The 12,494-nt window shown below is 26.0% G+C and carries 13 protein-coding genes; 4 read left to right on the forward strand and 9 right to left on the reverse strand.

The features are described from left to right. Positions 1–30: 30 nt before the first annotated feature. The 3 genes from QIA21_RS02150 to QIA21_RS02160 are packed head-to-tail and all read right to left on the reverse strand — an operon-like array spanning position 31 to position 2,015. Entirely contained in the window at positions 31–870 is an 840-nt protein-coding gene (locus tag QIA21_RS02150; protein WP_301392963.1) for an NAD(+)/NADH kinase, read from the reverse strand. After that, positions 860–1,390, reverse strand: coding sequence for a chemotaxis protein CheW (locus tag QIA21_RS02155; protein WP_091972532.1), 531 nt, complete (start codon positions 1,388–1,390; stop codon positions 860–862). The genes QIA21_RS02150 and QIA21_RS02155 overlap by 11 nt, the downstream gene beginning before the upstream one ends. Before the next feature lie 46 nt (positions 1,391–1,436). Next, entirely contained in the window at positions 1,437–2,015 is a 579-nt protein-coding gene (locus QIA21_RS02160) for an SAM-dependent methyltransferase (RefSeq protein ID WP_301392964.1), read from the reverse strand. Positions 2,016–2,065: 50 nt separating this feature from the next. On the opposite strand from QIA21_RS02160, the gene QIA21_RS02165 reads away from it, so the two are divergent. Both QIA21_RS02165 and QIA21_RS02170 read left to right on the forward strand, forming a co-directional pair. Next, entirely contained in the window at positions 2,066–3,109 is a 1,044-nt protein-coding gene (locus QIA21_RS02165; protein ID WP_301392965.1) for a polyprenyl synthetase family protein, read from the forward strand. Continuing rightward, a complete protein-coding gene (locus QIA21_RS02170; RefSeq protein ID WP_301392966.1) occupies positions 3,109–3,792 on the forward strand; it encodes a tetratricopeptide repeat protein in 684 nt (227 codons plus the stop codon). Before QIA21_RS02165 ends, QIA21_RS02170 begins: the two co-directional genes overlap by 1 nt. A 1-nt stretch (position 3,793) precedes the next feature. On the opposite strand, the gene QIA21_RS02175 is transcribed toward QIA21_RS02170, so the two are convergent. The 5 genes from QIA21_RS02175 to QIA21_RS02195 all read right to left on the reverse strand — a co-directional run bounded on the left by QIA21_RS02175 (position 3,794) and on the right by QIA21_RS02195 (position 9,498). After that, positions 3,794–4,600, reverse strand: a complete 807-nt coding sequence (locus QIA21_RS02175) for an ABC transporter permease (RefSeq protein ID WP_091972529.1) — start codon at positions 4,598–4,600, stop codon at positions 3,794–3,796. Continuing rightward, complete coding sequence (locus tag QIA21_RS02180; RefSeq protein WP_091972501.1) at positions 4,601–5,533, reverse strand: ABC transporter permease; 933 nt, start codon at positions 5,531–5,533, stop codon at positions 4,601–4,603. Continuing rightward, positions 5,530–6,990, reverse strand: coding sequence for an ATP-binding cassette domain-containing protein (locus QIA21_RS02185; protein WP_301392967.1), 1,461 nt, complete (start codon positions 6,988–6,990; stop codon positions 5,530–5,532). Before QIA21_RS02185 ends, QIA21_RS02180 begins: the two co-directional genes overlap by 4 nt. Then, complete coding sequence (locus QIA21_RS02190) at positions 6,990–8,039, reverse strand: BMP family ABC transporter substrate-binding protein (RefSeq protein ID WP_301392968.1); 1,050 nt, start codon at positions 8,037–8,039, stop codon at positions 6,990–6,992. Before QIA21_RS02190 ends, QIA21_RS02185 begins: the two co-directional genes overlap by 1 nt. 400 nt (positions 8,040–8,439) lie before the next feature. Beyond that, the gene (locus QIA21_RS02195; protein WP_301393366.1) at positions 8,440–9,498 is read right to left on the reverse strand and encodes a hypothetical protein; all 1,059 of its coding nucleotides are present in this window, start codon (positions 9,496–9,498) and stop codon (positions 8,440–8,442) included. 272 nt (positions 9,499–9,770) lie between these two features. On the opposite strand from QIA21_RS02195, the gene QIA21_RS02200 reads away from it, so the two are divergent. Together QIA21_RS02200 and QIA21_RS02205 are read left to right on the forward strand one after the other, a co-directional pair. Beyond that, entirely contained in the window at positions 9,771–10,907 is a 1,137-nt protein-coding gene (locus QIA21_RS02200) for a LysM peptidoglycan-binding domain-containing protein (protein ID WP_301392969.1), read from the forward strand. A gap of 95 nt (positions 10,908–11,002) precedes the next feature. Next, positions 11,003–11,356, forward strand: a complete 354-nt coding sequence (locus QIA21_RS02205) for a tetratricopeptide repeat protein (protein WP_301392970.1) — start codon at positions 11,003–11,005, stop codon at positions 11,354–11,356. Positions 11,357–11,361: 5 nt separating this feature from the next. Here QIA21_RS02205 and QIA21_RS02210 read toward each other — a convergent pair whose 3' ends face one another. Further along, positions 11,362–12,471, reverse strand: a complete 1,110-nt coding sequence (locus QIA21_RS02210) for a VWA domain-containing protein (RefSeq protein ID WP_301392971.1) — start codon at positions 12,469–12,471, stop codon at positions 11,362–11,364. Positions 12,472–12,494 lie beyond the last annotated feature (23 nt).

Genomic DNA, 12,494 nt, shown 5'->3' on the forward strand with positions numbered 1-12,494 from the left:
AAAGAACACTGTTTAAAAAAAGAATTAAACTTACAATAATTTGTTTTTCAATCTCTTAACAAAAGTATCCGTGCAAAATGCAACAAAATTTAAGCTTTGAGAAGAAATTTCAAATTCAAAAACAACATCAACTCCGAAAGAACCAAAATTAATCCCATCTAAAAAAATTGATGCTGACGCTAGAAAATGTTCCTTTGAAAAAGAAAGAGAAAGTTTACTTAATTTAGAAAACACAAAAGAACGATTATAAACAGAATGGGGGGAAATAGGTGTAAGTAAAAATCCCTCAAGATCTGCTTCTAAAATAGGCCCTCCTGCAGAAAAAGAATATCCTGTTGAACCTGTTGGAGTAGACACAATTATCCCATCACTTTTATATGATAAAAAACTTTCAGAATTAACCTTAAGATCTACATAAATCATTTTATTAAGAACACTTGAGCGAATAATAATATCATTTAAAGCATATTTAGAAATTAAATCTTTACCATGCTGACAAACTGTTACATGAAGTAAAAATTTTTTATTAATAACTAAAGAATTGTTAAAAAATCTATCTATGACTTTTTTAAAATCTTCAATCTTAATATCTGCTAAAAACCCTACCTTACCCATATTAATTGAAATAATTGGGATATTAATATTTTTATTTTCAAGAAGCAAATTAACAGCCAAAAGAACTGTCCCGTCTCCTCCTAAGGTTATCAAAAAAAGAAAATTTTCTTTTGGAAAAGAAAATAAAGGCTTACCAACATCTATTAATACCACCTCAACAAAATATTTAGTTTCTAAATAAACTTTAATATCATTGCCTAAAATACTAGCTCCTGACTTTAAAGTATTAATGCAAAGAAGAGCTTTATTCTTCATGTTGATCTTTATAGGGAATATCGTCAAATTCACATTTATCAAAAATTTTTACAATATCAATTAATACTAAATATTCACTCTCAAGATTATCAGTCTCGTCAAGCTTTACAACTCCAGATATATATTTTCTATCTAAAGTTTGCAAAGTAGCAGGGGGTTCTTGAACCCTAGAATCATCAAAGCTAATAACTTTAAGAACCCTGTCAACAAAAATGCCTAAAAGTTTATTTTCAATCTTAACTATTAAGTATCCTGTCAAAAGCATATCTTCTTCTGTTATTGAAATAGAAGGAACCCCAAATTTAATATTTAAATTAACTAAAGGGATAATACTGCCTCTAAGATTATAAATACCTATAATATATTCAGGTACATTTGGTATAGCATAAACTCCTTCTGACGGAACTTTAATAATTTCCCTAATATGCTCTATTGACACACCATAACTTTCTTTGCCTATTTTAAAACCTGCAACTTGAAGCTGTGACTTACCGTCTTTAGATTTTTCTTTTCTTAACATATTTTATACCTTTTAAATTGATACTTATAACAAGTTAATCAACTTATTACTTGCCAAAACTTTTGCCCAAAAAATAAATTTCAAAAGAATTTTTTCTCACAGCTTTGGGCCTAATTTTTTTTACAAATTTAAAATATTTTTCAAACTTTTTAAAAATTTGCATCTCATCTCCTCCCTGAAAAACTTTAATAAGCAAATTTCCTTTTTTAAGTAAAACTTCAAGCGATAAATCTATTATTCTCATGCTTAAATTAAAAGAATTACTAGTATCTACAAGTCTATTTCCAGTAGTTCTAGGAGCCACATCGCTAATAACAAGGCTATAAGGTCCAAACTTATTAATTTGAAAAACTGTATCATCTGAAAATATATTTCCCTTTACAAAATAAAAATTATCAACATACTTAAGGCCAATATCATTAATATCAACAGACACAAGAACACCTTTTTTAAGGTTTTTATAAGCATATTGAGAAAAACTACCGGGCGATGCGCCAATATCTAAAACATTGCCAGAAGAAAATAAAGAAAATTTTTCATTAATTTCTATCAACTTATACACAGATCTTGCCAAATACCCTTCTCTTTTAGCTTTTTGAAAATACTCATCACACAGACGATACACATCAATACCTTTAATACACTTTATTATACTTTTTCATTATAATTCTTATTATGCAAAATAAACTATTTTTAAAAAATATTGAAAAAAATATTAATAACATCTTTTCAACAACTAATTTTCTAAATTTATTCAAAGATAAAGATTTAAAATTTACTTTTAAAATAAAAAAAGAAACCCTTAATTATATTAAAGCGCCAGCAATTGAAATCATTAATAGAGGTGGAAAACGAATACGACCAATGATAATGATTCTTTTAGCATACGCATTGGGCTTAAAAGAAAAAAATTACAAATTAATATATAAATTAAGCTTACTACTTGAACTTCCTCATTCTGGAAGCTTGATTATTGATGACATTGAAGACAATTCACTAAAAAGACGGGGCACATCAGCAATACATTTAATCTATGGAATAGATAACAGTATAAATTCTGGTAATTTAATTTATTTTTTACCCGCGAAATTAATAGAAAGATCAAATTTAAAAGAAAATCAAAAATTACTGATTTATGAAAATTTCTTTACAACTCTTTCAAATCTCCACCTAGGACAAGGGATTGATATTAAATTTCACAATGAATCATACATTCCAAGCATTAAGGAATACATTTCTTTAGTAGAATTAAAAACAGCTTCGCTTTTCGGAATGGCTAGCTTTCTAGCTGCAATACTCACAAACAATGAAGACAAAGCTAAAAAAATTTACAGCACGTTTTTAAAACTTGGTGTTTATTTTCAAATAATAGACGATATTAAAAATATCAAAAACAAAATTAATGGCAAAGAATTTGGAGACGATTTACTTGAAGGAAAAAAAAGTTTGCCAATAATTTATTTCTTACAAGAAAAAAAATTTGAACCAAAAATTATTTCAAAATTCAATCAAATAAAAAATACCAAAAACGATAAAGCAAGAAAAGAAATATTTAAATTAATAGAGATGATAAATTCATCAAAATCAATAAAAAACTCAACTATTACTGCCTTAAAATATCTAAACGAGTTTAAAACAGAACTCGATTTATACCCATTAAAAAATAAATATAAAAATCTGCTAATAGAAATTGTCGAACAAATAAAAGAAGGAATTTAATGAGAAAAACAATAATAATAGCGCTTTTTTATGGCTTGATCACAAATATTCACCCTGCAATAACATCAAAATTAACACTCGGTGAACAGACAAACAAATATACAATAGAAAAACTTTACCAAAAATCAATGATGCTGAAAAAATCACAAAAATATAACGAAGCTATAGCAAATCTAAAAAAGATAATTAACATGGATAAAAATCAAGTTGACGCTCATCTTTTGCTCTCAGAATTAGAATATTTGAATAAAAACTGGAAAAAAGCAATTATTAAATCTCAAGATTACTTAAAAATAATAGACTTTAAAGATAAAAAAAACTTTTTAGATATCTCTTGGGCATACTTTTTAATAGGAGAAGTTGAAAATTCGATGGACTACATAATTAAATTTTTTCAAGGCAGTAAAGAATTGTTTAAAGAAAATATATTTATAGCAATTGATGCTCTTTTTAAAAAAAGCATTTATCATTTTATAAACAATGAAAATACAGCATTTAATACAATATTAACCTATACTTTCCAATTAGCACTTAATGACGATACCTTATTTATAATTTTTTTAAATAATTTGGAAATAATAAAACAAATACCCTTTTATTATTTTAATAGAAAAAAATTAAAAGAATTATATCTGCAAATTAGCACCTTAAAAACAATTCAAAATACAAAGTGCAGAACTTAAACTAGAATTTATCTTTTTTCTTAATCAACGAAACTAATATATTTATTATTATTGCTACATAAAATGGAAAAGAAAGAGAAAAATAAGAATTTATATACTCTTGGGTATGAAAAAATTGATATTCAAAAAAAACTATCAAAAAAGAAATTGGGAAAATTAATAAAGGATTTGAAAATGCAATATAAAGAATGCAAATAGCAAGCCAACCATTGTTTAATCCCAAATTATAAGAGTAAGCATTAAGATTTACCGCAATAAACGAACCGGCAAGACTTGCTGTGAAAATTGATACAAAAATTGCAAAAGATTTGAAACGATTGCTTATTTTCTCTCCCAAAATGTCTTCATAATTCCCTGAAGAGATAAATTCAAAAACTGCTCTAATTCTTGAATAATTTATAACATAAACAGTAATAAATAGAAAAATGAAAAAAATAACAATAAAAGCAATAATCTCAAAATTTCCAGATAGATTTAAAGTAAAACCAGGAATAAAATCAAAACTACTCTTCATCAAATAATCAACAAAAAAATAACAAAAAATATTAATACCTATTCCTGCTATAAAAATATCATAATTTTTATTCACTATAAAAGACAAAAAAAACCCAAACAAAAAGCTTATAAAAAGAGTGAAAATGATCGATACAAAAACTCCATATCCAAAATAAATAAAAAAAGATGTTAAAAATATTGAAAGATACGAAATACCCTCAATAGATACATTTAAAAGTCCTATTCTTTCTGTATAAAGAACCCCAAGTGCCAAATACGAAAATACAATAGCTTGCTCAAAAATATCAAACATCTACTTTTTCCTGGCTTTAATTAAAAATAAAGATAAAAAAATAGCAATTGATTGACACAACCCAATAAATTCATACTTAAAGTCATAATTTATATTAAGAAAATTATTAAATTCTATTAATATTGAAAACAATAGACTAAAAAATAATACATAAATATAATTAAATCCTGAAATTACAGCAATAATTAAACTACTCCAACCAAGTCCTGAAGTTAGCCCTAAAACTAAATACAGTTTAAAAAATACTACAAACATAGAACCTGCAAGACCATTTAAAAAGGCACTGCCAAATACAGCAAAAAACTTATATTTAAATTCATTTATATTGAAAAAAATATCTATCTTTTTCTTATTGCTTAATATTTCAAGCTGAAGCCCATAAATAGTTTTTTTATGAATAAAAACATAAAAAAGCCAAATTGACATGCCAAACAAAAACAAGTAAACAAGTGATGAATCTAAAGTAAATAAGCTATTAATTCTTTTTGTTTGATTAGAAAAACTACCTGTTTTTAACATATTTAAAATAAACCCATCTATCAACCTTTGATTTCCATAAGATATTAAAAGACCTGTTAAAGCTCTATTTAAACCAAAGAAAAAAGTAATATAAAAAGGAATAAGCCCTAAAAACCCTACAAGAAAAGAACTCAAAAATATCAAATATATAAAATTAAAATGGTTTAATCCAAAAAAACTTGAAAATATATAAACAAAAAATGCTCCGAAATAAACCTGACCTTCATTTCCAAGATTTAATGAATTACTCTTGCCGCAGGTGGCAATACCAGTAGCCATGATTAAAAATAAAATAAAACGCCAAGATATCATCTTAATATAAGAAAATTGAAAAAAATCACTAAAAAAATAGCTGATACTTAATACCAAAAAAGAAAAAATTAAGGCCATAAAGCCATTTCTAAACAAAGTCATAAAAATAGCAATTCCTTTAATTTTTCTTTACTAATCTTTTCTCTAGATACGTTTAACAAAACTTCTCCCATTTTCATTGCCAAAATATTATCAGAGAGTAAAAATAATTCATCTAAATTAGAGGTAATCAAAAGAACTGGTTTTTCTTTCGAATAATTGCGAATAGCAACAGACATTTCATTATAAGCTTTGTGATCCAAATTACTTAAAGGAGAAAAACAAATCAAAAAACTTTTTGCAATATACATCTCTCTGTAAAGAGCAAACTTCTTCAAAGTTCCTCCAGAAAATGCCAAAGACTTAGAATAAAGAATTCTATATATTTTCTCTTCGCTATAAAATTCCATTTTTTTTTTAAAAAAATCTTTAACCTTATTAATATAAGATTGCCTAATAAAAATTTTATTTTCAAAGCTCATAGATTTAGCTAAAAAATTATCTAGTATACTGCTATTATCCGGAAATAAATTACCAATACCTAGGGGTAAAAATCCCGCTTTACACTCAAAAATATTTATTCGCTCATATCTAATGCCATCAATTTTTATGCACCCAACAAAAATAAGCTCTCCTAAGAATAATTTTTCCCAAGTTCTAATTGCAGTTTCTTCGCCAATTATTCCTAAAACACCCCTTTTATTTAAAGAAAAACTAACATCATACTTCCAAAAATCTTCAAAAAACAGATTAAATTTAATAGAATCTTTCTCAAATTTATTAAAATTAATATTTGCAAAAAATATTTTATCGCTAGAAGAATCAAGTTTGCTCAAAATTGATTCTTTGTTTATTGTTCTAAAACACTTTCCATCTTTTAAAACAATAAATTCATCGCTAAATTTTACAGCATCTGCAATTTCACTGTGGGTAATAAAAAGAGAAGCAATTCCTGATTTCTTAAGCAATACAAGCAATTTTATAAAAGCTTGCGCTTCTTTTTGAGAAAAATAAGCAGCACTCTCATCAAAAATAATTATTTTTGCATTCTCTTTAAGAGAAGCAATAATAAGCAGAAAATAAATCTCTTTAATATTTAAATCTTTAATTTTCTTATCTAAATCAAAAGAAATTTTATAAAATTGCATAAGCCATTTATAGTATTTATAGGTCTTAGATTTATTCATAGGCATAAAAAATGCACAACCAAACCAATAAATGCTTAAATATTCCCAAACTCTTAAATTCATTTTTAAATTAGGAACTTGAGAAACAAGATAGATGCCGTTATTTTTAGCTTTATCTACATTCCAATTTTTCTGCTTAATGCCATTTACCAATATTTCCCCACCATCAAATTCAACAAATCCAGCAATAATCTTGGCTAGGGTGCTCTTTCCTTCTCCATTTTTACCAACTACTGTGAAAATTTTAACTTCTCCAATTTTTAAATTAATACTGTCCAAAATGGGCTTATCAATATCTGGAAAATACTTAACTATATTTTTAAACTCTACCATTAATTTTGTTCCAAATTAATTTTTATACCATTTGCACTAACCTCTTCTATTTTTTTTAAAAGATCTTCTTTCAACTTTTGACTGGTTCGCTCTAAGTAAAAAACATTAGAAATATTAAATAAAACTCCTTTGTGCTTTATGCCAAAAATATCAGAATTTCCATAGCTAATCTCTGACTTAAGCGCCTTATCTAAAATATATGAAACATAATATTTTTGATTTGTAATTCCTGAACCAATAATATTTTCCTTATTATCCAAATAATCTTCACTATCAAAAAGAATCGCAAAAATATTATTCTCTCTAACAGAAGAAAGTACCCCTTCAACAGCGGGACCTACAATAGGAAGTATCACTAAAACACCCGAATTTTGAATCAAAGAATTTGATAGTAATTTGGCCAAATTGCTATCATGCCAATTTCCTAAAACTCTATAATAAACTTTAGAATTCACACCAACATCAAGAATGCCTTTTTTGAAATAATAATAAATATAATCTCTCATAACAGGATATTCTTGACCTGCAATCAGAGCAACATTACCTAAGTCGGAATTAAATTCCTTTAAAAAAAGACCTACATAATATCCTAAAATATACGCTTCTTCTGCAACATTATAAGAAACTGAATAAACTTGATTGTTGGTGTTTTTAACTAAAGAATCAAAAATAATAAACTTAGTATAAGGATAATTATTCGAAATACTGTCAACAATATCTTGCATAGCATTATTTGTAGTTATTAAAAAATCATATTTTTTTGAAGTTAATAATTTTTCAAGTATGTCTATCCACTCGCTTTGATTAAATCCAGCTTCTAAAACTTTAATTTCAAGATTTTTATGATTTTTTTTAAATTCGAACAAAGAATCATACATTTCTCTATAAGACGGGGATCCTGAAATAACCCCCGGAATAAATAAAGCAATATTAGTTTTACTAGAAACATCAACCTTTCTCTTCTTTAAAAAAATTAAATAAACAAATAAATATAAATGAAATATTGTAAATAAAATCCAAAATCCTTTAAAAAACACGTTCTTATTCATAAGAATAAAGCATCCTTTTATTAATTATCATTAATTCACTTTAATACCACGAAAATCAAACAAAAAAAGACCACTAATAAGCTATAAAAATAAAGCTGCCAAAACTTAATTAAAAAATTATCCAAACATTTAAAGAACATATTTTTACTTATTATAAAATTTTGGCAAAAAATTCAAAACCCAAATTTAATAAAACATTACGTAAATTCTGAATGTCAATTTTAAATTCCGTTGAATAATATAATAAAATTTGAAGATTTTTCATTTTTTCAACAATACTCAATATTAATAACTAATAAAAACAAATAGATTAATTTCTCCTTCTATTTGAATTTTCAAGTAATATATCATCTTATCTAACAAATAACTTTAACATAAAAAGCTAAAAAATATATAAAAATCAAAACTCTCTAGGGCTTAATAAATGCAATTCATTAACGTTTAAATTGCTAGTAATATCATCATTTGAACGTCTTAAATACATCTTTAAAGAATGAATTGTTTTAAAAAACTTATTTTTTAAAACAATTTTATTGGTTTTGTAATCTTTTATAAATTTTGAAATAGGACCGTTAGTAATTATTGACTTATCGAAAAAAGTAGAAAAATATTTCAAAACATCATCCACAAAATAAAACTTATTAGCCAAATCAACAAAATTATTAAAAAGCACTCCAATTCTACCCTTTAAATAATTAATATTTTTAATCATATCAACCCTGTTGCCAAGTTTATAATTCTCATCCTCTAAGCTCCATTTTGAATATATAGAATTAAATTTAAAATCTTTCATTAAATAATTATACATAAAGTTAAATCTAAAACTATCTTCAATATATTTTAAAATAAAAAAATATAAAAATCCTTTATTTAAAGACATAAAATTATCTTTAGCCATCCTTATAAAATTCTGATTAACACCCTTTAGAGTGCCTTCATTAACTTTATGTAGAAAAGAATTTCCATTAAAAAGCAAAAGACTGGTATTGGGAAAAATTAAATACTCAGCTTTATTAATGTGTCTGACGCTACCCTTGTAAACATTAATAAAACAATTATTGAAATAATCACTGTTGGCATAAAATTTTGACGTATTTTCAGCTTTAAACGAATTATTATTTATTATAAGGGAGAATGAAGATCCTTTAACAACATTATGTATTACAGCATCAACACTTCCTCTAAACAAATATATTTTTGCATCTTGCAAATCCCTAAGAGAAGAATAAAACACAAAACTATTTGTATTGGAATAAAAAATTAAATCTGCAGAAATACCGTTTATTTCATATAAATTTATTTTGAGCTTTGAATTTTCTCCAACCTCGATAAAATCATACTCAAAAATTTCGTCATCTAAATCCAACTTAACATAAAATGTATTCCTAATAACACCAACTTTGCCTTCTATTTCTTTTACAACTGCTACTTGAGAAAATAACGCTCTACTTAAAAGCAATATCAAAAAAACAAAATGACATATTCTAAAAATAAAGCTCTCCTGATCTTTGAAAAAATTATAAACTTAATTATACCTTGTTTTACATAAATTTATTACACTTTGAACAATGATGAAAAAGAACTATAATTCAATTTAAGAATTAAAAATATTAAGTTTTTATTGACATGCTATTATTGCTATAATAATAAAATAGCAAAAAGAAGAACTTTAATATTTAGGGGTTCTTACTTTAAAGACAATAGAAGCCAAGTTATTATAAGGGTGTATTTATGAATATAAAGAATAAATTAATATTGATGCTGCGCATTGTAGCGACAATCTCTTTTATCGCATGCAAAACGCCTCCAGAAGCAAGAGAGAGCAAAAATGCTAAAATTGCACAGTTAGATAATAAAAATTTTCAATTAAGAGATATAAAAGACATCAAAAATGAACTAATAAGAGAGCGAGGACATCTTTTTTACTCTAAGGAGTTTAATGAAGCTGAAAAATTAGAAGAAACAATGAAACAAAATTTTTCTAAAAAACACACAAAAGAAGGAAATGAAATTGCGCTAAAAGTACTCGAAAGGTACAAAACAATAATAAAAGAAACAAGAGAAAAAAAAGAAAAAACAAATTACCTTAAAGAAAATATTGAAAAGTATCTAAACGATGCAGAAGCAAATGAGGCATATATATGGATTCCATTGGAAATAGACGAAGTAAATAACTTATATTTTGAAGCAACAAGAAAATATAAAAATTACAATCTTGACAATGCCCTTGACATGTATAGCAAAGCATTCAACAGAGCACAACAAGCAGCAAAAAATGCTAAAGAAGCTAAGGCTTTAAAAGAAACTGACGAGAGAATGTACAAACAATTAAAAGCGCTTGAAGCGGCTTCCAACTTACCAATTTATAGCAATAATAAACTTATCAAACCTTCTCCATGGAATGGTAGAGCATTTATTAAAGAAAAAAACATCCACTTAAACCTTTTAAATATTAATGAAGACGTCTATCTTCTTGGAAAAACAGAAACTCCAACTCCAATAGTGCTCGCATATGAAGAAAAGATAGAAATAGCAAAAACCTCTAAACCTCAAAAGCAATTCAAAACACTAGAACTTATTGAGCAATCTAGAAAATTATGGGAAAAAGGGGTTGAAGCTAAACATGCCAAAAACTTTAGACTTGCCAATGAATTATTTTTAGAATCTGCAAGGTACTTAGAAGCTTATCAAAGCAATGCAAGCAGTGAACTTTATGTAATAAAAATAGGCAATACCTTATGGGGAATTTCTAAAAAGCTATACAATGATCCTTACTTATGGCCAAAAATTTGGTTTGCTAACAGACAAAAAATACAAAATCCAGATCTGATTCATTCTAACTGGAAGATAATAATTCCTGCTAAATAAGTAAAAACAACCAAAAAGCAAGGCTTTTAAGCCTTGCTTTCTTGTTTTATATCTAATAAAATTAAACAAGAAAAACATTCTAAAAGAGACAGAAAATGAAAAAAAAACTAACATTATTAAGCTTAATACTTATTTCATGCTATTCAATTAACTTAGAAAAATTAACAAAAGAAACTCCTTATGGAGTTTATCTCAGAGAAGCTCAAAAGGCTATTAATATCAATGATTACAACTCTGCATTAAAAGCATACGAAAAAATGATTCAAAATTTTGATCACAATTCGAATATAGTTGCTATTGGTAAATATGAAATCGCATTCATATACTACACAACAAACAAAACAGAAAAAGCAAAAAAAATATTTGAAGAGCTAATAGAAAATAAATTGGAAATGCCCAAATGGATTAAACCTTTAGCTGAAAAAATATTAAATAAAATAGAAAATTAAAACTTTTACTGAAATATTATACCATAAATTGTAATATCTTTTTCTTTTGCAGAATTGATAACATCCCTATAAACAACAGACCCTCTTGGATACTCATGAGGCGGCGAGTCCCCTATAACAATAATAAATCTTCTTTCTGCCCGCCAATCAAACTGAGTTACAGCAGCATCAATCCCCTCAAACACAGCTTCTGGATAATCTCCACCACCGCCAACATTAACATATTTAAGAATGTTATTTAAATAAGGAATAGTATTAAAATCAAAAGCTTTGGTTAAAAAATCTTCAAGATAGTCTTTATAAAAAACAAGACCTATTCTATAGGATTTAAACTTTTGCAGCTGAGGCTCTATTATTGAAAATAAATGTTCTTTTAAAATCTCAATATTGCTTTTCATACTGTCAGTAACATCAACAACAAGCACTAAATCTAAATCATATTCTGAATCTTCTGAGTTTTTCAAAATTTTTTTTATTTTATCCACAATATCAATGCCATTGTTAGCAATAACAACCTCATCCGAAAATTTTGTAAAATTATCCTTTAATTCATTAAATTCAATTTTTCCTTGATTCTGACTATCCTTGAAAAATAATTCATAAGCATTATCCTGATACCTACCCAAATAATCATTATATTTTTTCTCAAAAGATCTTATAGAAAACCAAAAGGGCTCTTTTTTGTTTTTTAATATTTCTAAATCAATCTCACCACTTCTTGTTGAAAAATTTGGAAATCCATACTTTAATTTTTTTGGAATCAATATATGAAAAGCTTCTCCAAACTTCTTATTAGGAACAGGCGTGGAAGATGTCAATGATAAAAGTTCTTTATTCTTAATAACCCTTCCATTTAAAATTCGAATTTCATCTCCATTAACCTTATTATAGCTTAATGTGCGAAATGAATAAGTAGCCACATCTTTTTTCTTATCAGGAATTTCAAAAGACTCTGTCAATATTACTGATTTGATTGAAGGTTTTTTTCTAATAAAAAGATGAAATCCTTCTTCATGGGCCTCAACATAAACATCATCAATACCTATTTTCAAAGAATTATCTTCAAATCCAAACAAATAAAAGCTAATAAAAAAAAATAAAAAAATTTTCTTCATAAGGAAACCACCCTCATAAACAG

Source organism: Borreliella japonica (assembly GCF_030438115.2).
GTDB classification, from domain to species: Bacteria; Spirochaetota; Spirochaetia; order Borreliales; family Borreliaceae; genus Borreliella; species Borreliella japonica.